The sequence below is a fragment of the Citrobacter sp. CK191 genome, from assembly GCF_030333435.1.
In the GTDB taxonomy this organism is placed as follows: domain Bacteria; phylum Pseudomonadota; class Gammaproteobacteria; order Enterobacterales; family Enterobacteriaceae; genus Citrobacter_B; species Citrobacter_B koseri.
Map to the genome: position 1 here is coordinate 265,156 of NZ_JAOWFX010000031.1, position 25,261 is coordinate 290,416.

At 52.3% G+C, this 25,261-nt stretch carries 22 protein-coding genes, 1 pseudogene and 1 riboswitch; of the genes and pseudogenes, 14 read left to right on the forward strand and 9 right to left on the reverse strand.

From position 1 onward, the window contains the following. Positions 1-48 precede the first annotated feature (48 nt). Positions 49-780: an HTH-type transcriptional regulator MlrA gene (gene mlrA, locus OGV82_RS12835; RefSeq protein ID WP_012131645.1), complete on the reverse strand. Its 732-nt coding sequence runs from the start codon at positions 778-780 to the stop codon at positions 49-51. A 222-nt stretch (positions 781-1,002) separates the two neighbouring features. On the opposite strand from mlrA, the gene OGV82_RS12840 reads away from it, so the two are divergent. The 3 genes from OGV82_RS12840 to OGV82_RS12850 are packed head-to-tail and all read left to right on the forward strand — an operon-like array spanning position 1,003 to position 3,921. Beyond that, positions 1,003-2,688 (forward strand): sensor histidine kinase, encoded by a 1,686-nt coding sequence (locus tag OGV82_RS12840; RefSeq protein ID WP_012131646.1) that lies wholly within the window; start codon positions 1,003-1,005, stop codon positions 2,686-2,688. After that, positions 2,685-3,404, forward strand: coding sequence for a two-component system response regulator BtsR (gene btsR, locus OGV82_RS12845; RefSeq protein ID WP_012131647.1), 720 nt, complete (start codon positions 2,685-2,687; stop codon positions 3,402-3,404). Before OGV82_RS12840 ends, btsR begins: the two co-directional genes overlap by 4 nt. 46 nt (positions 3,405-3,450) lie before the next feature. Then, positions 3,451-3,921 (forward strand): YehS family protein, encoded by a 471-nt coding sequence (locus tag OGV82_RS12850; protein ID WP_012131648.1) that lies wholly within the window; start codon positions 3,451-3,453, stop codon positions 3,919-3,921. A gap of 141 nt (positions 3,922-4,062) precedes the next feature. On the opposite strand, the gene metG is transcribed toward OGV82_RS12850, so the two are convergent. After that, complete coding sequence (metG, locus tag OGV82_RS12855; protein WP_101744021.1) at positions 4,063-6,096, reverse strand: methionine--tRNA ligase; 2,034 nt, start codon at positions 6,094-6,096, stop codon at positions 4,063-4,065. Between the two features lie 165 nt (positions 6,097-6,261). Here metG and apbC point away from each other — a divergent pair, with 165 nt between their 5' ends. From apbC to OGV82_RS12885, 6 genes and pseudogenes are all read left to right on the forward strand, one after another. After that, positions 6,262-7,371 carry an iron-sulfur cluster carrier protein ApbC gene (apbC, locus tag OGV82_RS12860; RefSeq protein WP_012131650.1) on the forward strand — a complete coding sequence of 370 codons (1,110 nt, stop codon included), beginning with the start codon at positions 6,262-6,264 and terminating at the stop codon, positions 7,369-7,371. 274 nt (positions 7,372-7,645) lie between these two features. Next, positions 7,646-7,927 (forward strand): YehE family protein, encoded by a 282-nt coding sequence (locus OGV82_RS12865; RefSeq protein WP_112001919.1) that lies wholly within the window; start codon positions 7,646-7,648, stop codon positions 7,925-7,927. A 278-nt stretch (positions 7,928-8,205) separates the two neighbouring features. Next, positions 8,206-8,739 carry a fimbrial protein YehD gene (gene yehD, locus OGV82_RS12870; RefSeq protein WP_101744019.1) on the forward strand — a complete coding sequence of 178 codons (534 nt, stop codon included), beginning with the start codon at positions 8,206-8,208 and terminating at the stop codon, positions 8,737-8,739. Positions 8,740-8,803: 64 nt separating this feature from the next. Further along, the gene (locus tag OGV82_RS12875; RefSeq protein WP_012131654.1) at positions 8,804-9,484 is read left to right on the forward strand and encodes a fimbrial assembly chaperone; all 681 of its coding nucleotides are present in this window, start codon (positions 8,804-8,806) and stop codon (positions 9,482-9,484) included. A 14-nt stretch (positions 9,485-9,498) separates the two neighbouring features. Then, positions 9,499-11,985, forward strand: a pseudogene (locus OGV82_RS12880) (fimbrial biogenesis outer membrane usher protein). Positions 11,986-11,997: 12 nt separating this feature from the next. Beyond that, positions 11,998-12,978, forward strand: coding sequence for a fimbrial protein (locus OGV82_RS12885; protein ID WP_101744018.1), 981 nt, complete (start codon positions 11,998-12,000; stop codon positions 12,976-12,978). Positions 12,979-13,051: 73 nt separating this feature from the next. Here the strand turns inward: OGV82_RS12885 and rcnB are convergent, their stop codons facing one another. Continuing rightward, entirely contained in the window at positions 13,052-13,372 is a 321-nt protein-coding gene (rcnB, locus tag OGV82_RS12890; RefSeq protein WP_024130186.1) for a Ni(II)/Co(II) efflux transporter accessory subunit RcnB, read from the reverse strand. A gap of 281 nt (positions 13,373-13,653) precedes the next feature. Continuing rightward, positions 13,654-13,751, forward strand: a riboswitch (TPP riboswitch). 31 nt (positions 13,752-13,782) lie between these two features. Here rcnB and thiM point away from each other — a divergent pair. The 3 genes from thiM to OGV82_RS12905 are packed head-to-tail and all read left to right on the forward strand — an operon-like array spanning position 13,783 to position 16,159. Further along, entirely contained in the window at positions 13,783-14,571 is a 789-nt protein-coding gene (gene thiM / locus OGV82_RS12895; protein ID WP_101744017.1) for a hydroxyethylthiazole kinase, read from the forward strand. Then, positions 14,568-15,368, forward strand: coding sequence for a bifunctional hydroxymethylpyrimidine kinase/phosphomethylpyrimidine kinase (gene thiD / locus OGV82_RS12900; protein ID WP_101744016.1), 801 nt, complete (start codon positions 14,568-14,570; stop codon positions 15,366-15,368). Before thiM ends, thiD begins: the two co-directional genes overlap by 4 nt. Positions 15,369-15,412: 44 nt before the next feature. Then, on the forward strand, positions 15,413-16,159 hold the full coding sequence (locus OGV82_RS12905) for a GntR family transcriptional regulator (RefSeq protein ID WP_012131660.1): 747 nt from the start codon (positions 15,413-15,415) through the stop codon (positions 16,157-16,159). Here the strand turns inward: OGV82_RS12905 and OGV82_RS12910 are convergent. Genes OGV82_RS12910 through OGV82_RS12920 form a run of 3 tightly spaced genes read right to left on the reverse strand, consistent with a single transcriptional unit; the run spans position 16,133 to position 19,373 of the window. Further along, a complete protein-coding gene (locus tag OGV82_RS12910) occupies positions 16,133-17,098 on the reverse strand; it encodes a PfkB family carbohydrate kinase (RefSeq protein WP_047462555.1) in 966 nt (321 codons plus the stop codon). The genes OGV82_RS12905 and OGV82_RS12910 overlap by 27 nt on opposite strands. Then, positions 17,095-18,099: an ADP-ribosylglycohydrolase family protein gene (locus OGV82_RS12915; RefSeq protein WP_047462557.1), complete on the reverse strand. Its 1,005-nt coding sequence runs from the start codon at positions 18,097-18,099 to the stop codon at positions 17,095-17,097. Before OGV82_RS12915 ends, OGV82_RS12910 begins: the two co-directional genes overlap by 4 nt. Continuing rightward, entirely contained in the window at positions 18,096-19,373 is a 1,278-nt protein-coding gene (locus tag OGV82_RS12920; protein WP_047462559.1) for a nucleoside permease, read from the reverse strand. The genes OGV82_RS12915 and OGV82_RS12920 overlap by 4 nt, the downstream gene beginning before the upstream one ends. Positions 19,374-19,625: 252 nt before the next feature. Between OGV82_RS12920 and fbaB the strand changes: the two genes are divergently transcribed. Further along, entirely contained in the window at positions 19,626-20,678 is a 1,053-nt protein-coding gene (fbaB, locus tag OGV82_RS12925; RefSeq protein WP_012131665.1) for a class I fructose-bisphosphate aldolase, read from the forward strand. A gap of 61 nt (positions 20,679-20,739) precedes the next feature. On the opposite strand, the gene OGV82_RS12930 is transcribed toward fbaB, so the two are convergent. Further along, on the reverse strand, positions 20,740-22,347 hold the full coding sequence (locus OGV82_RS12930) for an FGGY family pentulose kinase (protein WP_047462561.1): 1,608 nt from the start codon (positions 22,345-22,347) through the stop codon (positions 20,740-20,742). A gap of 11 nt (positions 22,348-22,358) precedes the next feature. Further along, positions 22,359-23,108, reverse strand: coding sequence for an SDR family oxidoreductase (locus tag OGV82_RS12935; RefSeq protein WP_072025321.1), 750 nt, complete (start codon positions 23,106-23,108; stop codon positions 22,359-22,361). 164 nt (positions 23,109-23,272) lie between these two features. Between OGV82_RS12935 and OGV82_RS12940 the strand changes: the two genes are divergently transcribed. After that, on the forward strand, positions 23,273-24,304 hold the full coding sequence (locus tag OGV82_RS12940; RefSeq protein ID WP_058669402.1) for a LacI family DNA-binding transcriptional regulator: 1,032 nt from the start codon (positions 23,273-23,275) through the stop codon (positions 24,302-24,304). Here the strand turns inward: OGV82_RS12940 and OGV82_RS12945 are convergent. Next, a complete protein-coding gene (locus tag OGV82_RS12945) occupies positions 24,301-25,242 on the reverse strand; it encodes a sugar-binding transcriptional regulator (RefSeq protein ID WP_012131669.1) in 942 nt (313 codons plus the stop codon). The two genes, OGV82_RS12940 and OGV82_RS12945, sit on opposite strands and share 4 nt — an antisense overlap. Positions 25,243-25,261: the final 19 nt, after the last annotated feature.

The following is a 25,261-nucleotide window of genomic DNA, read 5'->3' on the forward strand; positions in this document are numbered from 1 at the left end:
AAATGCGCAGAATGTCTGATCACGCATTGGTGCCGCCATCCGGTAAGGCTACAGGCCCAGCGGGTAAATATCGTGCCCCTGTGCGCGCCAGGCGTTGAGTTGCTGCTGCTGCGCGGGCGTCTGCGTCTCGCCGCACCAGATAAGCAGCGTCCTGCCGTCAAACAGCTCCGGGCGAAGCTGGTTCAGCGAGTGAGCCAGCACATCGACGCGCCATCCTTGCTGGCTGGCGACCCAGCCTTCCAGCCACAGCCGGGTGGTATCGTGAATATTCCAGCCGACCACCAGCGCGTCTTTCCCCTGTTTTTTGCGCGCGGAGGCAAGACAAATCGCAATGTAATTGATCAAGATGCCGTCAAGGATGCCGAGCAGCGCCTGGAGAGTGGGTTGCTGGCACTGTAAGCGTCGTCGCAGAGGAGTAAACAGGTGCGTGGTGAGCGTCTGGGCGGGGTAATCCTGCCCACGTTCTTTAATCCATAGCCTGAGGCTATGCAGATTGTTGCTTTGCAAATAGTGCAGCAGCGTCTCCTGCTGTTCGCGCCAGCCGTTTTGCACATCGATGTTATCGTTGCTGAGCAGCACCTTGACCTTACTGACCTGCACACCGTTATCAATCCAGCGTTTAATCTCCCGAATCCTGTCGATATCGGCGTCATTAAACAGGCGGTGCCCCCCGTCTGTTCGCTGGGGCTTTAATAATCCGTAACGCCTCTGCCACGCGCGTAACGTGACAGGGTTGATATCACAAAGCAAAGCCACTTCACCTATTGTGTAAAGCGCCATCGTTTCACCCTTGCTCGCGAGGTCCCAGTTTTACTTTAGACGCTCTTTTACGAACCAGGTAGTTTTGTCTGTTTTTTAATCAGCGCGCGGGTGAGATTGTGGCCTGACGTGCGCTTTTGAGTGATCGTTCTCACGAATTCATGTTTTTTTGCAACAGTTCAAAGAAAGATAAGTGCAGCCAATGTATGTTACGCGTTTTTAAGAGATGTGTGGTTTGCGGGTATGTACGAGTTTAATCTGGTGTTGCTGCTGCTTCAGCAGATGTGCGTGTTTCTGGTCATTGCGTGGTTAATGAGTAAAACACGTTTATTCATCCCGTTAATGCAGGTTACCGTTCGCCTGCCGCATAAATTTCTCTGTTATATCGTCTTCTCTATTTTCTGCATTATGGGCACCTGGTTTGGGTTGCACATCGAAGATTCCATTGCCAATACCCGTGCGATTGGCGCCGTGATGGGCGGCTTGCTGGGCGGGCCTGTGGTCGGCGGCCTGGTCGGACTCACCGGCGGTTTACACCGTTATTCGATGGGCGGGATGACGGCGCTGAGCTGCATGATCTCCACCATTGTCGAAGGGTTGTTAGGCGGTCTGGTGCATAGCGTGCTGATCCGTCGCGGGCGCACCGATAAAGTCTTCAGCCCGTTAACGGCCGGGGCGATTACCTTCGTCGCTGAACTGGTGCAAATGCTGATCATTTTGTTGATCGCCCGACCTTTTGAAGATGCGTTGCATCTGGTAAGCAGTATTGCCGCGCCCATGATGGTGACTAACACCGTCGGGGCGGCGCTGTTTATGCGCATTTTGCTCGACAAACGCGCGATGTTTGAAAAATACACCTCGGCGTTTTCCGCCACCGCGCTGAAAGTGGCGGCTTCCACGGAGGGTATCCTTCGTCAGGGCTTTAACGAAGTGAACAGCATGAAGGTGGCCCAGGTGTTGTATCAGGAACTGGACATCGGCGCAGTAGCGATCACCGATCGCGACAAACTGCTGGCATTTACCGGCATTGGCGACGATCACCACCTGCCGGGGAAACCTATTTCATCAAGCTACACGCTGAAAGCGATTGAGACCGGTGAGGTGGTGTATGCCGATGGTAACGAAGTGCCTTACCGCTGCTCGTTGCATCCGCAGTGCAAATTAGGCTCAACGCTGGTGATTCCGCTGCGCGGCGAAAACCAACGCGTGATGGGCACCATCAAACTGTATGAAGCCAAAAACCGGCTCTTTAGCTCCATCAACAGAACGCTGGGCGAGGGGATTGCGCAACTGCTGTCGGCGCAGATTCTGGCCGGGCAGTATGAACGCCAGAAAGCGCTGCTCACACAGTCGGAAATTAAACTTTTGCATGCGCAGGTGAATCCTCATTTTCTGTTTAACGCGCTTAACACCATTAAAGCGGTGGTACGCCGCGACAGCGAACAGGCCAGCCAACTGGTGCAGTATCTCTCGACCTTCTTTCGCAAGAACTTAAAGCGCCCCTCGGAGATTGTGACCCTTGCCGATGAAATTGAGCATGTGAATGCCTATTTGCAAATTGAGAAGGCGCGCTTCCAGGCGCGGTTGCAGGTGAATTTAAACGTGCCGGAGGAACTTTCGCACCAGCAACTGCCCGCGTTCACTCTGCAACCGATTGTGGAAAACGCCATTAAGCACGGCACGTCGCAACTGCTTGGCACTGGCGAAGTCTCCATTACGGCCAGACAGGACGGGCAGCATCTGATGCTGGACATTGAGGATAACGCCGGATTGTACCAGCCCACGACCAATGCCAGCGGCCTGGGGATGAATCTGGTGGATAAGCGGCTGCGCGAACGCTTTGGCGATGATTACGGCATCAACGTGGCCTGCGAACCCGATCTCTTTACCCGGATAACCTTACGACTTCCCCTGGAGGAAAACGCATGATTAAAGTGCTGATTGTGGATGATGAGCCGTTAGCGCGGGAAAATCTGCGGATTCTGTTACAGGAACAAAGTGATATTGAGATTGTGGGTGAGTGCTCGAATGCGGTAGAGGCGATTGGCGCGGTGCATAAGCTGCACCCGGACGTGCTGTTTCTCGACATCCAGATGCCGCGCATCAGCGGGCTGGAAATGGTCGGGATGCTCGATCCAGAACATCGACCGTACATTGTTTTTCTGACCGCTTTTGACGAATACGCCATTAAAGCGTTTGAAGAGCACGCTTTTGACTATCTGCTTAAGCCCATTGAAGAGAAGCGGCTGGAGAAAACGTTGGCGCGTCTGCGACAGGAACGAAACATGCAGGACGTTTCGGTACTGCCGGAAAATCAACAAGCGTTGAAATTCATTCCCTGCACCGGACACAGCCGTATTTATCTGTTGCAAATGGATGACGTGGCGTTTGTCAGCAGCCGGATGAGCGGCGTGTACGTAACCAGCAGCGAGGGGAAAGAAGGGTTTACCGAATTGACGCTGCGAACGCTGGAGAGCCGCACACCGTTATTGCGCTGCCATCGTCAGTATCTGGTGAATATGGCGCAGTTGCAGGAAATTCGTCTGGAGGATAATGGTCAGGCCGAGCTGATTTTGCGCAACGGTTTAACGGTTCCTGTCAGCCGTCGCTACCTGAAAAGTTTAAAAGAGGCGATTGGGCTGTAAAAGACTGCTAAAATGATTTTTTGCCTCATTAACACCCGAAGGCCCCATGCTGAGTAACGATATTCTGCGTAGCGTGCGCTACATCCTGAAAGCAAACAATAACGATCTGGTGCGCATTCTGGCGCTGGGTAATGCCGAAGCCACTGCGGAACAGATTGCTGTCTGGTTGCGTAAAGAAGAGGAAGAGGGCTTTCAACGTTGCCCGGATATCATCCTCTCTGCTTTCCTGAATGGGCTGATTTACGAAAAGCGTGGTAAAGATGAGTCCGCGCCAGCGCTGGAGCCGGAGCGCCGCGTTAACAATAATATTGTGCTGAAAAAGCTGCGTATCGCGTTCTCGCTGAAAACCGACGATATCCTTGCGATTCTGACGGAGCAAAAATTCCGCGTCTCGATGCCGGAAATCACGGCGATGATGCGCGCCCCGGAGCATAAAAACTTCCGCGAGTGCGGCGATCAGTTCTTGCGTTATTTCCTGCGCGGGCTGGCGGCGCGTCAGCACGAGAAGAAAGCGTAATAAGATAAGCGGTAGGCCGGATAAGGTGTTTGCACCGTCATCCGGCATTTGCGCCTGATGGTGCTTCGCTTACCAGATCTACGGCGTGATTCGCTGGCGTACTGGAATAAAAAAGCCGGAGAATGTCTCCGGCTTTTTTGTTTATTTCACCTGCTGGCCTGGCTTCGCACCGTCATCCGGGCTTAACAGGAAGATATCTTTCCCGCCAGGACCGGCGGCCATCACCATCCCTTCAGAGATGCCGAAGCGCATTTTACGCGGGGCCAGGTTGGCGACCATCACCGTATGGCGACCAATCAGCGCCTGCGGGTCAGGGTACGCGGAACGGATGCCGGAGAAGACGTTGCGCTTTTCGCCGCCCAGATCCAGCGTCAGACGCAGCAGTTTGTCGGAACCCTCAACGAACTCAGCATTTTCAATCAGCGCCACGCGCAGATCGACCTTAGCGAAATCGTCAAAGGTAATGGTTTCCTGAATCGGGTCGTCTGCCAGCGGGCCGGTAACTGGCGCCGCCGCCGCTTTCACCTCTTCTTTCGAGGCTTCAACCAGCGCATCAACCTGTTTCATGTCGATGCGGTTATACAGCGCTTTGAAGGCGTTAACCTTGTGGCCCAGCAGCGGTTGCGCGATTGCATCCCAGTTCAGCTCGGTGTTCAGGAACGCTTCCACACGTTCGCTCAGCGTTGGCAGAACCGGCTTCAGGTACGTCATCAGCACGCGGAACAGGTTGATGCCCATCGAGCAGATCGCCTGCAGGTCGGCATCGCGGCCTTCCTGTTTCGCGACAACCCACGGCGCCTGTTCATCAACATAGCGGTTAGCCATGTCCGCCAGCGCCATAATTTCACGGATCGCTTTACCGAATTCGCGGCTTTCCCACGCTTCGCCGATGACCGCTGCTGCGTCGGTGAAGGTTTTGTACAGCGCGGGATCGGCCAGTTCAGCAGCCAGTACGCCATCGAAACGCTTGTTGATAAAGCCCGCGTTACGGGAAGCCAGGTTGACGACCTTGTTGACGATATCCGCGTTGACGCGCTGCACGAAGTCTTCCAGATTCAGGTCGATGTCATCGATGCGGGAAGAGAGCTTCGCTGTGTAGTAATAGCGCAGGCTGTCGGCGTCAAAATGGTTCAGCCAGGTGCTGGCCTTAATAAAGGTGCCGCGCGATTTAGACATCTTCGCGCCGTTCACCGTCACATAGCCGTGAACGAACAGGTTGGTCGGTTTGCGGAAACCGCTGCCTTCCAGCATGGCCGGCCAGAACAGGCTGTGGAAGTAGACGATATCTTTACCGATGAAATGGTACAGCTCGGCGTCAGAATCTTTCTTCCAGTAGTCGTCAAAGCTGGTCAGATCGCCGCGCTTGTTGCACAGATTCTTGAATGAACCCATGTAGCCGATCGGCGCATCCAGCCAGACGTAGAAAAATTTGCCCGGCGCATTCGGGATTTCAAAACCGAAGTATGGCGCGTCACGGGAGATATCCCACTGTTGCAGGCCGGATTCAAACCACTCCTGCATTTTGTTCGCCACCTGTTCCTGCAACGCGCCGCTGCGGGTCCACGCCTGCAACATTTCGCTGAAAGAGGGCAGGTCAAAGAAGAAGTGCTCAGAGTCGCGCATCACCGGCGTAGCGCCGGAAACCACGGATTTCGGCTCGATAAGCTCGGTCGGGCTATAGGTCGCGCCACACACTTCGCAGTTATCGCCGTACTGATCTGGAGACTTACATTTCGGGCAGGTGCCTTTTACAAAACGATCCGGCAGGAACATGCCTTTTTCTGGATCGTAGAGCTGAGAGATGGTGCGGTTCTTAATGAAACCGTTCTCTTTCAGGCGGGTGTAAATCAGCTCGGACAGCTCGCGGTTCTCTTCGCTGTGCGTTGAGTGGTAGTTGTCATAGCTGATGTTAAAGCCTGCGAAATCAGTCTGATGCTCCTGACTCATTTCACCAATCATCTGCTCTGGCGTAATACCCAACTGCTGTGCTTTCAGCATGATAGGGGTGCCGTGTGCGTCGTCCGCGCAGATGAAGTTGACCTGGTGGCCGCGCATTCGCTGGTAACGGACCCAGACATCAGCCTGGATGTGCTCCAGCATATGGCCGAGGTGGATGGAGCCGTTGGCGTACGGCAGCGCGCACGTTACCAGAATTTTCTTCGCGACTTGAGTCATAGTAGGTATTACTTCTTCTCTAGTAAAAGGGGGTTCTGATGTTACCTGAAAGGGAATAACTACGCCAAGTGATAAGGGCATTAATCCATAAATGAATAATTATTACCGCAGGAGTAAACTAGAAAGTTACAATTGTACTTTTCATAACGATAAAAAGGAGTCGGGATGAACGCACAATCCCAGGCTAAATCACCAGAGACCCTGCGCGCGATGGTCGCCGGGACGCTGGCGAATTTTCAGCACCCAACCCTGAAGCATAACCTGACGACGTTGAAAGCGTTGCACCATGTCGCCTGGCTGGATGACACGCTGCACGTTGAGCTGGTCATGCCGTTTGTCTGGCACAGCGCGTTTGAGGTGTTAAAAGAGCAATGCAGCGCCGATTTACTGCGGATTACGGGCGCGAAAGCCATTGACTGGAAGCTGTCGCATAACATCGCGACGCTGAAGCGCGTTAAAAATCAGCCTGGCATTAACGGCGTGAAGAACATTATCGCCGTCAGTTCCGGTAAAGGCGGTGTGGGAAAATCGTCTACCGCTGTTAACCTGGCGTTAGCGCTGGCGGCGGAAGGGGCGAAAGTCGGTATTCTGGATGCTGATATCTACGGCCCGTCTATCCCGACTATGCTTGGGGCTGAGAATCAGCGTCCAACTTCGCCGGACGGCACCCATATGGCGCCGATTATGTCTCACGGTCTGGCGACCAACTCCATCGGCTATCTGGTGACGGATGACAATGCGATGGTATGGCGCGGCCCGATGGCCAGCAAAGCGCTGATGCAGATGTTGCAGGAAACGTTGTGGCCGGATCTGGATTACCTGGTACTGGATATGCCGCCGGGAACCGGTGACATTCAATTGACGCTGGCGCAGAACATTCCGGTTACAGGCGCGGTTGTCGTTACCACGCCGCAGGACATCGCGCTTATTGACGCCAAAAAAGGCATTGTGATGTTCGAGAAGGTCGAAGTACCGGTGCTCGGGATTGTTGAAAACATGAGTATGCATATCTGTAGCAACTGCGGTCACCATGAGCCGATTTTCGGTACCGGCGGCGCACAGAAACTGGCCGAGCAGTACCGCACCCAACTGCTGGGGCAGATGCCGTTGCATATCAGCCTGCGTGAAGATCTCGATCGCGGAACGCCGACGGTAATCAGCCGTCCCGACAGTGAGTTTACCGCGATATACCGCGAGCTGGCAGGGCGCGTTGCGGCGCAACTGTACTGGCAGGGTGAGGTTATTCCCGGAGAAATAGCTTTCCGCGCGGTTTAATTTCGCCTGAACCGTCAGGATGACTGCTATTCACCGCATCAGAAATATATTGATGCGGTGAATATATTAATGAAATAATCATCACGCTATTATTTATTTTCCCTTCATTATTTGGGCGCTTTTCTTAAAAAATCGCCAAATACATCATTTGAATTGATCATAGCTATCTTATTAATTTATTATCTCGATTGGTCTTACAATGAACCAGCGAGCATAATTTCCCATGAAGATAAACTGTGCTGTGCTCTCTTTTACGACAGGATTAACGCTAAACATGAAGAATCCTTTGCTGATGGGAATTATAGTTCTGGCTTATGGAATGAGTTCTCCTGTTTTTGCTTCTGATACCGCGACGCTCACGATTAGCGGAAGCGTCACGACCCCCACCTGTCACGCTGACGTTGTGGATACTCAGTTGCAACAGCGTTGCGGTAATAACACCTATCTGACAAACGCAGGAGAAACGGCCTCAATGCCGGTCAGAGGCGTTGTAACGGAAGTTATCACTCTGCCTGGAGGCTCTGCTCGCCAGATAGTCTTAAACCGCTACGACTAAAATAACGTGAATACGAGAAAGCCCACATTATTTTCATGAATGATGTGGGCTTTTTTATTTATATTTTGAATGTATTTAATGATAAATCACGATTATTAATAAATTCTAAAAATGATAATTAGTACAACTTATTTGTTGTAATTATATTGCATTCTGTAAATTGTTTTAAATCAACAAAACAACACGTTTACATTGCGATAACGTTTTGTGTGTGAGAATTTAGTTTCAAGAGTTAATCCCTCTTAACAAATAGAAATTCATTTATTAAGGAAGATACTATGAAACGTTCAATTATTGCTGCCTCCGTATTGTCTGCTATTTTTATGAGTGCCGGGGTTTTTGCGGCGGATGCAGATTATGGCGAACTGATTATTACGGGTAAAGTTGTTGGCACAACATGTAAATTTGTTGGTGATGCAACTGCAAAGATTGATATGAACCAGGTGGGGGTGGACCGTTTAAATATACTGAATGCTGGCGGCGTTTATGATGGATATTCTAACTCCACTATCACGCCGTTGAAAGTTGAGTGTACGGGTGATAATGCACCTCGTATTACCTTCTCCCGTTCACAGTTTGATAGTTCACATACCTCTGTTACACGGAATACTGCATCAAACAATGGCGCTGGTTTTTCTGTCTATTATGACGGGACTAAGGTTAATGCAGATAATGGTATTTCTCTGGAAAAAAGTGATGATGGGAAATATGAGCTTAGCTTCTCAGCGCGTTATGCTAATCTGGCTGGACAAAATAATGTAACAGCGGGTGAGGTGAGCTCCTCTTTGACGCTGACGGTAGTAACTGATTAACACACCCTTTTAGTCGGCGGCGTTTTGTCGCCGCCGATTTCTCTGATAATAAGGTGAGTTAACCATGAGAAAGATAATGGCATTATTGTTGGCTGGTGCTGTAATGCCTGCGTGGGCAGGTATTTATATTTACGGCACACGGATTATTTATCCAGCCCAGAAAAAAGAAATTACTGTACAGTTAATGAATGAAGGTACGCGTAGCGCGTTGGTGCAGTCATGGATTGATGACGGCGATACCAGTTTGCCACCTGAAAAAATTCAGGTGCCATTTGTTCTGTCACCGCCAGTCGCCCGAGTGATTGCGGGTTCTGGCCAACAACTGAAGATTAAATTACTTGAAAATAGATTGCCGGGTGATCGTGAAAGTCTGTTCTTTCTCAATGTGTTGGATATCCCGCCAAATTCAGCAGAAACGGAAGGGAAAAATGTAATCAAATTTGCGATGCAAAACCGTGTGAAGTTTATCTACCGTCCACAAGGAATTTCTTCTGTAGATAAAAATAGCTTTTCTCGTCTGCGGATTAGTAAATCATACAACGGCATAAACATCAAAAATAATTCAGCAAACTGGATTACCATCCCTGAAATTGTTGGAAAAACTAAAATTAATAAAGAAACTTATGTGCTTGCACCCTGGTCAGATAAATTAGTAAGCACTTCTGTTGGCGTTAATCATTATACTGTCACACTTATTGATGATCATGGTAATTATTTGAGTGAGAAAGTAAAAACGGATAGATAGCCCAAGGATTGGTTATGTTAAAGATAAACTCCATTACGTTAGCGATCCTTTCTGTGCTGGTGATATCCCCGGTATGGGGAGAAACCGAAACATTTGACACACACTTTATGTTTGGCGGATTAAAAGGTGAAAAGGTTTCCCGTTATCAGATCGACGGAGATAAACCGATGCCGGGTCTTTATGATATGGATGTTTATCTTAACAATCAGTGGCGTGGCCGTTACGAATTAAATATCCAGGATGATCCTGATGATACTTGCTTGTCTATAGCTCAGTTGCATCAGATTGGTATTAAGTCCGATGGTCTTCAAGTGGATAAGAAAGTTGATTGTGTATCGCTACGAGCCGCAGTTCAGGGGGGGGATATTAGCTATGATATCAGTCAGTTTGCTCTAAATTTGACGGTGCCTCATGCCTACGTGAATGAATACGAGCCGGGTTATATGTTACCTGAAACCTGGGATCGGGGCATTAATGCTCTATACATGTCTTATTATGCCAGTCAGTATTACAGTAATTATAAAAGTGCTGGTAATGATGAAAGCAGCTACGTAAGTCTGAACAGTGGGCTAAATCTGTTTGGCTGGCAGTTACATTCGAATGCAAACTTCACGAAAAGTAATGATGACAGCGGAGAATGGAAAAATAATACATTGTATATGGAACGTGGCATCCCTGAAATATTAGGAACGCTACGTGCCGGAGATATGTATACCGGAACCGATCTGTTTGACTCTGTACGTTTCACCGGGATACGTATCTGGCGTGATATGCAAATGCTGCCCAATTCGAAACAAAACTTTACACCCATTGTTCGTGGTATTGCACAAAGTCATGCTTTAGTAACCATTGAACAGAATGGCTTTATTGTCTATCAAAAAGAGGTTCCGCCTGGCCCATTTGCGATTGCCGATCTACAGCTTGCTGGAGGTGGTGCCGATTTGGATGTCAGTGTAAAAGAAGCTGATGGTTCAGTTTCCCATTATCTTGTGCCTTATTCATCTGTACCTAATATGCTACAGTCTGGCGTATCAAAATACGATATTGCGGCAGGGCGTAGCCATATAGAAGGCGCGACAAAGCAGACGGATTTTTTGCAAGCCAATTATCAGTATGGATTAAATAATCTACTGACATTATATGGTGGCACTATGCTGTCTGACCATTACCAGGCCTTTACATTAGGCACAGGGTGGAATACACATATTGGTGCTGTTTCTGTGGATGCCACTCAGTCTCATAGTAAACAGGATAATGGTGATGTTTTTAATGGTCAAAGTTATCAGATAGCGTGGAATAAATATGTTTCACAAACAGGTACGCAGTTCGCGTTAGCAGCCTATCGTTATTCTTCACGTGATTACCGTTCATTTAATGATCATGTCTGGGCGAATAATAAAAACAGCTATCATCGGGATAACAATGATGTGTATGACATCACTGATTATTACCAAAATGATTTTGGTCGTAAGAATAGTTTTTCTGTCAATATAAACCAGGGGTTACCAGAGGGATGGGGGAACCTGGCACTGAGCGGATTATGGCGTGATTATTGGGGACGCAATGGCAGCGGAAAGGATTATCAGTTGAGTTATTCTAATGACTGGCGGCGTATTAGTTATACCTAGTCTGCGAGTCAGAGTTATGATGAGGATAATCGGGAGGATAAGCGTCTTAATATTTATATTTCCATCCCATTATCTTGGGGCGATGGCGTCACGGCAACGAAACGCGATATCTTTGTTTCAAACTCAACGACGTTTGATAACGAAGGCTATCAGTCGAATAATACCAGCCTAAGCGGCATTGCGGGTGGTCGAGATCAATTTAGCTATGGCGCGAATCTTGCGCATCAGCGGCAAAATAATGAAACAAGCGCAGGTGGAAACCTGACGTGGCGAGCGCCGGTTGCGACGGTAGGCGCCAGCTATAGCCAGTCTAATAAATACCGGCAGGCTGGTGGGAATATCCAGGGGGGAATTGTCGCCTGGTCTGATGGCATACATTTAACCAACCGCCTCTCAGATACACTTGCCATTATTAAAGCGCCTGGGTTAGAAGGGGCAGCAGTGCAAGGTCACCGTTATCTGACCACGGACAAGAATGGGTATGCCATATATGACAGTCTGACGCCATATCGTGAAAACTTTTTAACGTTGGATCTTTCCCATACCTACAGTGATGTCGAACTACGCGGTAATCGTAAGGGGATTGTGCCTTATCGTGGTGCGGTTGTGTTAGCTGAGTTTGAAACCGACAGGCGCAAGCCCTGGTATTTTCTGGCGCGACGTCCAGATGGTTCTCCATTAACCTTCGGTTATGAAGTAGAAGATCATTCCGGGAAAAATGTTGGCTTAGTTGGGCAAGGAAGTCGCCTCTTTATCCGTACAGATAATGTTCCTGCCTCTTTGAAAGTCGCGACAAACAAACAGCAAGGATTGTTTTGCATTATTACTTTTGATGGCGTAATTGATGAGAATAAGACCTATATTTGCCGATGAAAAGGACTTGCTATGAATAAGTATTGGTTAATATTATTACTGTTATTCCCTGTCTTATCACAGGCTAAATGTTCACTAGGGAATAACACAACCGCACAACAATCTATTGAAATAGATATGACATCAGGTGCTGCGGTGATTCCTGTCAAAACTAATTTACATGATACGTTTACCTGTAATGCGTCAAGCGACAAGATGTACTATGCGACGCCTTTACAAAATTATATCGTTGAGTTTAAAGGGACAGGGTCGCAGAAATCCATTTTTATGCAATTAAAGCTGACTGGAAATGGGTTTCCCGTTACGATTGGTAACCAGGAGACTACAACAGATAATGTGATCAATACGAAGTCGTTTACGCTTGAAGCGAACTATATAAAGTCTGGAACTGCGGACTTAACCGTTTCAGGTAATAGCATTAACTTAAACCGTCCTGCTATCAGCATTCTTACTGATAATACCTGTAATAATAATCTTTTCTCATGGCTTATTTGTTGGATAACGGGAAGGCTAAACAGTAATGTTTCTTATTCACAAAACATTATTTTTACAGTAAAACATAAACCTACGACCTGCCATTTTTCACAGAATCAATATGTTATTGCGATGCCAGAAACAACATTAAATGAGATAATAACTGGAAATAATACGAAAACAGGAACCACGAATCTGATTTTAAACTGTGATAGCGTATATAATGTTACGACTAATCCAGTGAGTTTCAATGTTTCTCATGGTGACTGGAATGAAAACGGCACGATACTTAAAAATACGCTGGCGGAGGGTGCAAAAGGTGTGGGGTTTCAGATATACAGTGGCTCAGGTACTACGCCTTTAATGCAGGGTGATATACTAAGAACAATGGTAAAAATGACCAGTATTGAGGATAAGTATACTATCCCGATCACCGCAAAATATGTCAGAGTCAGCAACGAACCATTACGACCTGGAAATTTGCAAAGCAAAGTAATATTTGCTGTTTCATATGATTAAGTCATTTCTCTGAAAACGCGTCCTTTTCTGAATGAAAGGACGTGTTTTGTCTGTTGTTTTTACAGTAAAGCATTTACCGATGATAAAAAATCTCGCCGTCGTAGGCTTTGATAATTTTGCCGTCGGTGTCGTTAATCAGTACATAAGCGCCGCCCATATAGGTCCAGTGGGTTCCTGCGTCGGGCGCTGGCAGATTGCGTTGCTTCCATTGCTTAATATTGTACTCGTCGGTGCGGTACAGCTCAGGAACGGTATCGCCAGGTTTGAAATGGGTAAAGTCGGCAACAAAGCTGCTCAATTCGTACTGATCAATCCCCGTTGCGGCGGGTGCGGCCCAGACTGCGCTGGTTGCCAGCAGCAGTGCGCCCATTAAAAATTTATTCTTCATACCCATAAACTCTCCACGTATTCGGGTCATAAAAATCAGTCGTGTATCATTCTCACTGTGCAGCAAGTCTGACAAGAACTATTTTGTTATCACGCCAATAATTTCGTAAAAAGTGTAAACGAAAGCGCGCGCAAGCAACACATGCCGTAGGCAGTTCACATCACGAATGACGGTTTTGGGAACTATCTGACCTGAGCTGGAACCAGCGATATCGGCATTTCGCTGATTTACATCCCCTGACGCACCCAGTATCCTGTTGGTGAAACATGCATAATAAATGCTTCGGTTTCAACGACTCGGGGTGCCCCTTTTCACGAAGGGCTGAGACATACCCGTATTACCTGATCTGGATAATGCCAGCGTAGGGAAGTCTGACACTGCTCGTGTCCCTTCTTCACGCGGGCAGGAGCTGAACCATGCAGCCTGACCTGCACAGCCGCACGCTTGCGGCCCATACCTTACAACAATTTCGTATCCTTTCTCCGCTGACCCACTGTATGACGAACGACGTCGTGCAGAACTTTACCGCCAATACATTACTGGCATCAGGCGCCTCACCGGCGATGGTGATTGAGCCCGAAGAGGCGCGCCAGTTTGCTGCTATCGCCAGTGCGTTACTGATTAACGTCGGCACGCTGACCCGGTCGCGCGCGGAGGCCATGCGCGCTGCGACAGAGCAGGCCCATATAGCGAAAACCCCCTGGACGCTTGATCCCGTGGCGGTTGGCGCGCTCGATTATCGCCGCCGTTTCTGTCTGGAACTGCTGTCTCTTAAGCCCAGGGCAATACGCGGCAATGCCTCGGAGATCCTCGCCCTGGCTGGATTAGCGGCGGGCGGGCGTGGAGTGGATACCACCGATACGGCGGTATCGGCATTACCGGCCGCTCAGGCGCTGGCGCGTCAGACGGGGGCCGTCGTTGCGGTAACGGGTGAGGTGGATTATGTCACCGACGGGCAGCGTACCGTCAGCGTTACCGGCGGCGATGTGCTGATGACGCGCGTTGTCGGGACGGGATGCGCCTTATCTGCGATTGTGGCGGCCAGTTGCGCGCTGCCGGGAAATACGCTGGACAATGTGGCGTCAGCCTGTAGCTGGATGAAACAGGCCGGGCAGTCTGCTGCCGAACGCAGTCAGGGGCCCGGGAGCTTTATTCCGGCTTTTCTTGATGCGCTGTATCACCTTAATGCGGAGGAACAGGTATGAAACGGATTAACGCGTTAACCATTGCAGGCACTGACCCAAGCGGCGGCGCCGGGATTCAGGCCGATTTGAAGACCTTTTCGGCGCTGGGCGCGTATGGTTGCTCCGTCATTACGGCGCTGGTGGCGCAAAATACTCGCGGCGTGCAGTCGGTGTACCGCATTGAGCCAGATTTTGTCGCAGCGCAGCTGGATTCTGTCTTCAGCGATGTGCGTATCGACACCACCAAAATCGGTATGCTGGCGGAAACGGATATTGTTGAAGCTGTTGCAGAGCGTTTGCAGCGTCACCAGGTGCAAAACGTGGTGCTGGATACGGTGATGCTGGCGAAAAGCGGCGATCCGCTGCTTTCTCCGTCGGCGGTGGAAACGTTGCGCAGCCGGCTATTGCCGCAGGTGTCGATTATCACGCCGAATCTGCCGGAGGCCGCGGCATTGCTGAATGCGCCGCACGCCCGCACGGAGCAGGAAATGCTGGAACAAGGGCGTGCGCTACTGGCGCTGGGCTGTGGCGCCGTGCTGATGAAAGGTGGTCATCTGGATGATGCGCAAAGCCCGGACTGGCTCTTTACCCGTGAAGGGGAGCAGCGTTTTACCGCCCCACGGGTGATGACCAAAAATACCCACGGCACCGGGTGTACGCTGTCGGCGGCGTTGGCGGCGCTGCGCCCGCGCCATAGCAACTGGGCCGATACGGTGCAGGAAGCAAAAACCTGGCTTTCGGCGGCGTTAGCCCAGGCGGATACGCTGGAGGTAGGCGAGGGGATTGGCCCGGTACATCATTTCCACGCGTGGTGGTAATGGTAGTATACTGATCCCAGACTTGTCGGCCTGGAAAAAGATAAATGGAACAAGCGCATACCCGGCTTATCGCGCAACTGAATGAACGAATTGCCGCGGTGGATAACACGCCGCTGTACAGGAAGTTTGCCGAGACGGTCAAAAATGCCGTTCGCAGCGGGATTCTTGAGCATGGCAACATTTTGCCCGGCGAGCGCGATCTCAGCCAGTTGACCGGCGTTTCGCGTATTACGGTGCGCAAGGCAATGCAGGCGCTGGAAGAAGAAGGCGTCGTGACCCGTGCCCGTGGCTATGGAACGCAGATTAACAACATCTTCGAATATTCCCTGAAAGAGGCGCGCGGCTTTTCGCAGCAGGTGGTATTGCGCGGTAAAAAGCCGGATACCCTGTGGGTCAACAAGCGGGTAGTGAAATGCCCGGATGAGGTGGCGCAGCAGCTGGCGATCGCCGCAGGCAGCGATGTGTTCTTGCTCAAACGTATTCGTTATGTGGATGAGGATGCGGTGTCCATTGAGGAGTCCTGGGTGCCTGCGCACCTGATTCATGATGCGGACGCCATCGGGATCTCGCTGTATGACTATTTCCGCAGCCAGCATATCTTTCCGCAACGTACACGCTCTCGCGTCAGCGCGCGCATGCCGGATGCGGAATTTCAGTCACATATTCAGATGGACAGCAAAGTGCCGGTGCTGGTGATCAAGCAGGTGGCGCTTGACCAGCAACAGCGGCCCATTGAATACAGCATCAGCTACTGTCGCAGCGATCTATACGTTTTTGTGTGCGAGGAGTAGCGCCTCGCGCGTTGGCGCGCAATCGCCGCCGCGATGGCCTACCACCCAGGAGGCGACCGCGTTCCCCAGCAGCACCGCGTCTGCAAGCGCCCAGCCGGATGCCAGCCCGGCCAGCATGCCTCCCGCATGGCTGTCTCCCGCGCCAATGGTATCGACGACCATTGTGGCAAATGCCGGCACGCAGCCGGATGATTGCTGGCTGAAATACCATGCTCCGTCTTTATCGTGGCGGACAATAACCGGTGAGGCAAACGCCGCAAGCCAGGCGGCGCCAAACGCGTTAGGTTCATGACTAAAGCCAAACCGTTCGGCAGCAATGTCTGCCTCCTGACGGTTCAGCGATACCAGCGGATGGCAGGCCATAATCCGCGCCATTAGCGGGTCGGGAATGTCGCTAATTCGCGGCCCGAAGTCGATAAACGGCGTCACGCGCTCTAACCCTTCCAGCCAGCTCACCAGCAGTTCGCCGCATGGCGAGGCGAGTTGATAACCGGAAAAGTAGATCCAACTGTCGGGCGGAATTGTCAGCTGCGCCAGCCAGTCGGCATTCCATTGGTTCTCAACGCCGCTGAACGACATAAACGTGCGTTCGCCATCCGGTTCTACCAGCGCCAGACACCAGCCGTTGTCTCCCTCTGCGTTGTCGATCAGGCTGTGTAACCCCTCTTTCGCCATGCGATGACGGATAATGTCTGACCATACGCCCTGACCGAGGGGCAGGGCATTACTGGCCTCAATCCCCAGACGCTTTAAGGCGACGGCGATATTGAGCGCGCAGCCGCCGACGTTGACGCCTTGCTGTTTAAGCTCAATATCGCAGCCGCGCCAGGGCAGCGCGTAAGCATCGGCAATCACATCAATGACCGCAGCGCCCACGACCGTCACCGGCTGGCGGCGGGTTAAATCGGGCAGCAACGCCCGCAGGCGCGTTGTGTTCATACCGCCTCCCGCTGCTGGCGATAGCGCGCCAGCGCGGTGGCATAGCGCATGAAGTCCAGTTGGTTTACCGCGTCCAGCTCGTCTTTCAGCGCAGGCTCGATGGCCTCCACGCCGTGCAGCGCGCCACAAATCGCCGTTGCCATCGCCCCAATGGTGTCGGTGTCGCCGCCGAGATTGGCGCACAGAATGGCGCAGCGGTTAGGGTCGGTATTGGCCAGCTCGACCATTGCGATGGCGCAGGGCACCGATTCAATGGTGCTGGTGCCCGCGCCAACCACCTGGTAAAGCTGCTCGCTGGCGGATTCAATGCCGTTCGCGTCACGGACGATCTTCAGTGCGATCTCCAGGCGAGCCGAGAGCGAGGCGCTAAAGGTCGTGATGCGTTTTTGCTGCGCATAGTGGGCGATAGCCGGTAGCGAATCGACAATATCAGACCAGCAATCACCCTCAATCGCGCGTGAGATAGCCCATGCCACAACGACCGCACCAGCAACAGCCAGGTCTGACTTATGCGTCGGGCTGGAGGCCAGGGCTACATCATCAATAAACGCATCCAGATCGCGTGGCGGAAGCAAGCATCCCAGTGGGGAAACGCGCATGGCTGCCCCGTTGGTCACGCCGTTGTTTTCCAGTTCAGCAACGGGCTTGCCGTCACGAATGGCGTTTAGCGCAATTTTCGACGTCGGGCCAAGAACGTTCTTATTAAAGGCGTCAAAGCGCAGCGCCCAGTCCAGAATGTTACGGCCAATCAGGTCCGGGTCGATCTGCCCGTCGCGCTCCAGCAACGCATCCGCCAGACACAGCGCCATCGACGTATCGTCAGTAAATTCAGCGCGGTTAAAATAGCAGGCCGCGTTATTTTCCGCAGGGCCGGGCAGAAAGCGATCAATCCAGCCAAAATGCGCTTTTACGCGCGTTCTGGGCCATAGCTCCGACGGCATTCCCATCGCATCCCCTAACGCCTGCCCATAAAGGGCACCGAGAATACGTTCAGCTTTCATTTAACTTCCCCTTGTGTCAGCGCAATATCGCGATCGTCCACTTTAATCGCAGTGATCTCTTTGTCGGATTCGCGAAAGAAAATCATAAACAACACGGCAATCACGGCGATCATCACCGCCCCGAATGTCCACATGCCCGCCCAGTTGAAGGTGAGGCCGTTTACCGGCTCTTTATAGGCAAACATTTTTTCCATCATCACGCCGCCGAGACGGTAGCCCAGCAGGCTGCCAAACCCCTGACAGCAGAGGGTGATCAACCCCTGAGCGGCAGTACGCATATGCACAGGCGCTTTTTTATCGACATAGATATAGGCCGTAACATAGTAGAAGTCGTAACTGACGCCGTGCAGCAAAATGCCAAGAAACAGCAGGGCATAGGTGAAATATTCTTCCGCGCCGCCGTAAACAAAAAAGCCGTAGCGGATTGCCGCAGTGATAAGACCAAGCAGTAAGACCTTTTTAATGCCAAAGCGCTTCGTGAAGAAGGGTAACGCCAGCATAAAGAAGATTTCGGAGAACTGGCCCAGCGTCATCCAGCCGGTGGCGTTTTTCATGCCGACTTCCGTCAGATAGCCATTCGCGAAGATGTAGTAGAACGCCAGCGGCATCGCAAACAGGAACGAGCAGAAGAAAAAGACCAGGAAGTTTTTATCGCGCAGCAGGATCAGCGCATCCAGCCCCAGCATAACTTTAATGTCCAGCTTGCCGGTGCTTTTTGGCGGCGTATCCGGCAGGAAGAACGCAAAAGCGCCCAGCAGGACGGAACTGCCTGCGGTGATCAACAGCGGAATATTGGTTGGCGAGATATCGTTATAGCCCAGCATTTGCGGTAAGAAGCCGCACGCCAGCCCGGATGCGATCCAGCCAATGGTGCCCATCACGCGAATGCGTGGGAAATCGCGCTCGACGTCCGGCACGTTGGCGAAGGCGATGCTGTTCGTCAGCGCAATAGTGGGCATATAGGTTAAGGAGTAGGCCAGCAGCAGCGGGAAGAACCCGGCGAATGTCGTTTGCTGCGCGGCGAAATACATCAGGACTGCGCCTGCGAACATCAGCACCGCCAGCACTTTTTGTGCGGAGAAAAAGCGGTCAGTCAGTGAGCCGACGAGAATCGGCGAGAGAATGGCGGCAATCGCGGTACATGCGTAAGACCAGCCGATTTCTCCGGCGCTAAAACCGCTTTTGTTCAGCCAAAGCCAGAGGGGGACGAACCAGGCGCCCCAGATAAACCACTCCACGAACATCATGAACGACAGTTTCACTGTAGTTTTCATCGTTAAATCCTTCATGACAGGTAAGGTACGTGATGACAGTACCACTTAATAATACCTTTTAAATACCTTTGGGGCGTAAATTTGACTGCTGTAACACTTTTTCGTACCTGAAACGTGCCAGCAGATAGCGCTGAAAAATGCGCTACAGATGGAAAAAATGGCCGGTCAGTACCAGGCTTATTGCTGCCCGCAAAACGCGGGTCAGGACAATCCACATTCCGGTATTCAATCGGAACTTACGGGAGCATAGCTATGACTGATATTGCGCAGTTGCTTGGCAAAGACGCCGACAGCCTTTTACAGCATCGTTGTATGACCATTCCTTCTGACCAACTTTATTTACCCGGACATGACTACGTAGACCGCGTGATGGTTGATAACAACCGTCCGCCTGCCGTACTGCGTAACATGCAGACGCTGTATAATACCGGACGTCTGGCCGGAACGGGCTACCTCTCCATTCTGCCCGTCGATCAGGGCGTTGAACATTCTGCCGGGGCGTCGTTTGCCGCAAACCCGCTTTATTTTGATCCAAAGAATATCGTCGAACTGGCTATTGAAGCAGGCTGTAACTGCGTGGCCTCGACGTATGGGGTACTGGCATCGGTTTCACGCCGTTACGCGCACCGCATTCCGTTCCTCGTCAAACTGAATCACAACGAGACGTTGAGCTACCCAACGGAGTACGATCAAACGCTCTATGCCAGCGTTGAGCAGGCGTTCAATCTGGGCGCCGTGGCCGTTGGCGCGACCATTTACTTTGGTTCTGAGCAGTCGCGTCGTCAGATTGAAGAGATTTCCGCCGCTTTTGAACGTGCGCATGAGCTGGGGATGGTGACCGTCCTGTGGGCATACTTGCGTAACTCTGCATTTAAAAAAGACGGCGTGGATTACCATGTTTCCGCCGACCTGACCGGGCAGGCTAACCACCTGGCGGCGACGATTGGCGCAGATATCGTCAAACAAAAAATGGCGGAAAATAACGGTGGCTATAAGGCGGTGAATTTCGGCTACACCGACGATCGTGTTTACAGCAAGCTGACCAGCGATAACCCTATCGATCTGGTGCGTTACCAGTTAGCCAACTGCTATATGGGGCGCGCGGGGCTGATTAACTCCGGCGGCGCGGCGGGCGGTGAGACCGATCTCAGCGACGCTGTGCGTACTGCGGTTATCAACAAACGCGCGGGCGGCATGGGCCTGATTCTGGGGCGTAAAGCCTTCAAGAAAACAATGGCGGATGGCGTGAAACTGATTAACGCCGTGCAGGACGTCTACCTGGACAATAAAGTGACGATTGCCTGATGTCACGTACCCCTCCCCAGGTTTTCGGGGAGGGGTATTGGTTATCAGGACGGCGCAAAAATCACTCTCTGAGCATTTTCGCCATGTGTTGCAACTGCTTATAGGCCTCGTAACGACGATGATGTAATGGCTGATACGCTGTCTGTGGGTAATAACAGGTATCCACATGCGTAAACTGCGTCATGGCCTCGGCAACCGAGGGGGAAATATTTCCGGCGACGGCGCCAAGGATTGCGGAACCTAATAAAACGGGCTCGCTGCACTGGGTGGTTAATACCGGAAGTCCGCAGGTATCGGCTAATAGTTGCCGCACCAGAGGGTGCTGACCCGCGCCGCCGCTAATCACGATATTTTTATTCCGTACGCCGCAGGCATTCTGCGCATCAATAATTTGCCGTAAACCGTAACCGATACCGCACAGTCCCGCCACATACAACGCCAGTAAATTGTCCAGGTCGCGTTCCATACCCAATCCGCAAATAACGGCGCGTGCGTGCGGGTCGGCAAACGGCGCGCGGTTGCCTAAAAACTCCGGTACAACATGGATACCCGCCGCCAGCGTGACGGCGTCCGACGCCTGCGGCGCTTTTTCTGACACCCGATCGGCAAGATAAACCGGCAGCGGTAATCCTGCCTCCTGCGCCAGTTTCCGCGCGTCTTCGGCGGCGGGATGAAACGCCAATAGCTGATCGATAGCCGCGCCCGCGGCGCTTTGCCCTCCCTCAACAAGCCAGAGCCCTGGCACCATCGCGCTGTAATACGGCCCCCAGACGCCGGGAACGAAAACGGGATCGTTCGTTGAAGTCATGGTGCAGGATGAGGTGCCAAACACATATGCCATATTATTGAGGGCGCCGCCTTCAACGCCGACAGTCCCGATGCCGCCCGCATGGGCGTCAATCAGACCCACGGCGACCGGCGTGCCCGCAGGCAGGCCCATCTCCTGCGCCGCCTGTGCGGTTAAGCCGTCGCCACAGGGCGTACCCGGTGGCACGATGCGCTGTCCGATGCGGGCAAACTCGTCATCAGCCAGTTCTGCCAGCCCGATCGTGCGGAAATAGTCCGGGTCCCAGCGGTTTTCATGAGCAAGCCAGGTCCATTTGCAGGTGACTGTACAGATGGAGCGGGCAAGGTCGCCGGTGGCGCGCCAGGTCAGGAAGTCTGCAAGGTCGAAAAATTGCCATGCGTTTTCGTACACCTCGCGGCGATTTTCCTTCAGCCATAAAATCTTAGGCGTTTCCATTTCCGGTGAGATTTTCCCGCCGACATAGTTCAGCACCGGATGTTGGCTGGCGTTAATGCGTTCAGCCTGTTCAGTCGCGCGATGGTCCATCCAGACGATGATGTTTTGCGCCGCATCGCCTTCGGCGCTCACGGGGAGCGGCGCGCCGTTTTTATCCAGAACCACCAGCGAGCAGGTGGCGTCGAAACCGATCCCCGCCACGCTTTCCGGCGCCGCGCCGGACTGCCTGAGCGCTTCCCGGATGCAGTGACAAACGGCCTGCCAGATCTCCTGGCTGGACTGCTCCACGCGACTGCCGCTCCGGTGAGTGGTCGTGATTTTTTGCGTAACATGAGAGAGCAGCGTGCCGCTCAGGTCGAAGATGCCTGCGCGGACGCTGCCTGAACCAACATCCACGCCGATAACGGTTTTCTGTAAGCTGTTCATGGCGCTTTTCCTCACAGATCAACGCTGTTGGGGAGGATAACCAGATCGCGAACAGTGACGTTTTTCGAACGAGTGACCATAAACAGTACCGATTCTGCGACTTCGATCGGCTGCATCAGGCTGCCATTTGCCAGCGCTTCTTCCATTTTCGCCTGCGGCCAGTCGTCCAGCAGCGCGGTCACTACCGGCCCCGGCAGCACCGCTCCGACGCGTACGCCATGTTCGGACACCTGACGGCGGGTCGTATGGACAAAGGCCTGAACGGCAAATTTGGAGGCCGTGTAAATAGGTTCCCAGATGACCGGTACAACGCCAGCGATAGAACTGGTGAAAATGATATCGCCGGATTTTTGCGCAATCATATGCGGCAATACGGCGCGGACGCAGCGAAATGCGGCATTGATGTTGAGGTTCAGTACGCGATCCCAGATGTCAGGATCGCCCTCGGCGACCGGTCCGCCAATGTAAGCGCCTGCGTTAGCATGGAAAATATCCAGCCCACCGGCCAGCTCGATAATGCCTGCCAGCATGTTGTCGACCTGCCCGGTATTGAACAAGTCGATTTGCAGCGCAAACGCGTTATCGCCCAGTTCCGCGACGATTTTCTTCAGCTTCTCGCCTTCTCGGTCGATCAGGACCACTTTTGCTCCTGCGGCAAGCAGGGTTTTCGCACATTCAAGGCCGATACCGGAGGCTGCGCCGGTAATGGCTGCAACCTTGCCGTTGAGGGAAGTATTCATGGAGGGGACAGAGTGATTCATTTTATAATCCTTTATGCATAGGTGATTTTTAAGGTGTATTTGCTTCTGCGCGAAGAACGGGGGCGTTCTGACTGGCGTGTGAAGCATATTGCTCAATCGATGAAGCTGATCTAGCACTTGTTTATTTCCTCAGCAAGAGACATTCAAAATGAAGAGGCGATTTTGTGACGCGCGTTGAGAAAACGAAGAAAACAACCATCTACGACCTGGCAGAGTTAACCGGGGTTTCCGCCAGCGCGGTGAGCGCAATTTTGAATGGCAACTGGAAGAAGCGACGCATTAGCGCAAAGCTGGCGGAGAAGGTGACCCGGATTGCAGAAGAGCAGGGATATGCGGTGAACCGACAGGCCAGCCTGCTTCGCAGTAAGAAATCGAATGTCATCGGGATGATTGTCCCGAAATACGACAACCGCTACTTTGGCTCCATTGCTGAAAAGTTTGAAGAGATGGCGCGTGCCAGGGGGCTGCTGCCCATCATTACCTGTACGCGGCGTCAACCGGAGCTGGAGGTTGAAGCGGCGAGGGCGATGCTCTCCTGGCAGGTGGACTGGGTTATCGCCACCGGGGCGACGCACCCGGATAAGATCGCGCAGATGTGTCATCAGGCGGGTGTGCCCACGCTGAACCTCGATCTGCCCGGAACGCTGGCGCCGTCGATTATTTCGGATAACTATGCGGGGGCTAAAGCGCTGACGGAAAGCATTCTCGCCAGCAGCCAAAAGCGGTATGGCGTTTTGGCTCCGCTGACGTTTGTGGGGGGGCGAATCACCGACAATAACACCGCCGAACGCTTGCGCGGCTTCCTCGACGCGCATAAAGCGCATGGATTGACGGTGCCGGAAACGCAGCAACTGGTTACGGGGTATTCTTCCGCAAGGGTGGAAGGGTTACTGAAATCGGTCTATCCGTCGCCTGATATTCCGCTGCCGGGGCTGTTTGTTAATTCGACAATTTCGCTCGAAGGGGTGGTGCGCTGGCTGGCGCAGAACGGGCAGACGGGAAGCCATCAGCCGCCAATGGGCTGTTTTGACTGGGACCCGTTTGTCTCTCTGTTGGGGCACGATATTGATATGGTGCGCCAGGATGTGCCAGCCATGCTGGACAAAGTGTTTGAGATTGTGGATTCCGGCGACACCACAATACGTCGTATTGAGATCCCGCCAGAATTGATCGCCAGCCAGAACATGGCGCGTTAGCGCGTCAGCAACCAGCGCGCGGTATGTTCATCGGTGACCAGACCGTTGATCCAGCCGCCTTTCAGTGCGGCGAGGATAGCAGGGCGCTTATCTTCACCGCAGGCCGCCGCAATACGCGGACACTGGCTCTGGCGTATATCGTAGCTGGTGATGTAGCGGTTGATGAGGCTATCTACTACGTTGCCGTCTGCGTCAATAAAGCGGCCAAGTATTTCCCCCACGCCGCCGCGCGCGGTCAGTTCGTCCAGTTGCGCCTCATTGATAAAACCGTCTTTGAAGATAGGGCTCTGTTTCCCCAGCGCGCCGATGCCGACAAAAATGACCTCCGACGCTTCGGCGACGGCAGAGACGTTGCGAAACAGACGGCTGGTGCACCACATCTCGTATTCATCACAGGATTGCGCATAGCGTGGCGCGGGCCACTGGTAATATTTGCCCTGAATTTTACGCGCCAGCAACAGTGGGACGTCGTCGTAATAGTTACATTGTCCGTGTTCGTTCATGGCGCTGATCAACGCCACGCAGCGCGTATTGCGACTGTCGAAATCAATGCGTTTGATGGTTTTTTTCAGCGTCAACCCGGAACCAATGCCGACTACCGTCGGTTTGTCGCCCTGTAAGTAGCGGGCCATCAGTTGATAACAGCCAAAGGTTACGCTGTCGAGGGTGCTTTCGCTGCTGTAGGCGGGAACAATATTGCAGTTAATTAACTGATACTTTTCCTGCAAAAGCTGCGCGTAATCGAGGCAGTTCGCGACAGGATGGTGCAGACCAATCGAAACAATGCCTTCCTCTTTCGCCGCAGCGATAAGGCGTTGTACCACCGGTCTTGACGTCCCAAGCTGGCTGGCTATCTCACTTTGGTTTAAACCCGCAATGTAGTACATCCATGCGGCCCGGACTTTCTGATCCAGCCTGATGTCATCTTCTTTGCTCACGTTTCCCTACCTTAAGAGT

What these genes read in the sequence shown, in the direction of transcription:
- mlrA (WP_012131645.1), bottom strand. Translation starts at nt 780, where the DNA reads ATGGCGCTTTACACAATAGGTGAAGTGGCTTTGCTTTGTGATATCAAC.
- OGV82_RS12840 (WP_012131646.1), top strand. Translation starts at nt 1,003, where the DNA reads ATGTACGAGTTTAATCTGGTGTTGCTGCTGCTTCAGCAGATGTGCGTG.
- btsR (WP_012131647.1), top strand. Translation starts at nt 2,685, where the DNA reads ATGATTAAAGTGCTGATTGTGGATGATGAGCCGTTAGCGCGGGAAAAT.
- OGV82_RS12850 (WP_012131648.1), top strand. Translation starts at nt 3,451, where the DNA reads ATGCTGAGTAACGATATTCTGCGTAGCGTGCGCTACATCCTGAAAGCA.
- metG (WP_101744021.1), bottom strand. Translation starts at nt 6,096, where the DNA reads ATGACTCAAGTCGCGAAGAAAATTCTGGTAACGTGCGCGCTGCCGTAC.
- apbC (WP_012131650.1), top strand. Translation starts at nt 6,262, where the DNA reads ATGAACGCACAATCCCAGGCTAAATCACCAGAGACCCTGCGCGCGATG.
- OGV82_RS12865 (WP_112001919.1), top strand. Translation starts at nt 7,646, where the DNA reads ATGAAGAATCCTTTGCTGATGGGAATTATAGTTCTGGCTTATGGAATG.
- yehD (WP_101744019.1), top strand. Translation starts at nt 8,206, where the DNA reads ATGAAACGTTCAATTATTGCTGCCTCCGTATTGTCTGCTATTTTTATG.
- OGV82_RS12875 (WP_012131654.1), top strand. Translation starts at nt 8,804, where the DNA reads ATGAGAAAGATAATGGCATTATTGTTGGCTGGTGCTGTAATGCCTGCG.
- OGV82_RS12885 (WP_101744018.1), top strand. Translation starts at nt 11,998, where the DNA reads ATGAATAAGTATTGGTTAATATTATTACTGTTATTCCCTGTCTTATCA.
- rcnB (WP_024130186.1), bottom strand. Translation starts at nt 13,372, where the DNA reads ATGGGTATGAAGAATAAATTTTTAATGGGCGCACTGCTGCTGGCAACC.
- thiM (WP_101744017.1), top strand. Translation starts at nt 13,783, where the DNA reads ATGCAGCCTGACCTGCACAGCCGCACGCTTGCGGCCCATACCTTACAA.
- thiD (WP_101744016.1), top strand. Translation starts at nt 14,568, where the DNA reads ATGAAACGGATTAACGCGTTAACCATTGCAGGCACTGACCCAAGCGGC.
- OGV82_RS12905 (WP_012131660.1), top strand. Translation starts at nt 15,413, where the DNA reads ATGGAACAAGCGCATACCCGGCTTATCGCGCAACTGAATGAACGAATT.
- OGV82_RS12910 (WP_047462555.1), bottom strand. Translation starts at nt 17,098, where the DNA reads ATGAACACAACGCGCCTGCGGGCGTTGCTGCCCGATTTAACCCGCCGC.
- OGV82_RS12915 (WP_047462557.1), bottom strand. Translation starts at nt 18,099, where the DNA reads ATGAAAGCTGAACGTATTCTCGGTGCCCTTTATGGGCAGGCGTTAGGG.
- OGV82_RS12920 (WP_047462559.1), bottom strand. Translation starts at nt 19,373, where the DNA reads ATGAAAACTACAGTGAAACTGTCGTTCATGATGTTCGTGGAGTGGTTT.
- fbaB (WP_012131665.1), top strand. Translation starts at nt 19,626, where the DNA reads ATGACTGATATTGCGCAGTTGCTTGGCAAAGACGCCGACAGCCTTTTA.
- OGV82_RS12930 (WP_047462561.1), bottom strand. Translation starts at nt 22,347, where the DNA reads ATGAACAGCTTACAGAAAACCGTTATCGGCGTGGATGTTGGTTCAGGC.
- OGV82_RS12935 (WP_072025321.1), bottom strand. Translation starts at nt 23,108, where the DNA reads ATGAATCACTCTGTCCCCTCCATGAATACTTCCCTCAACGGCAAGGTT.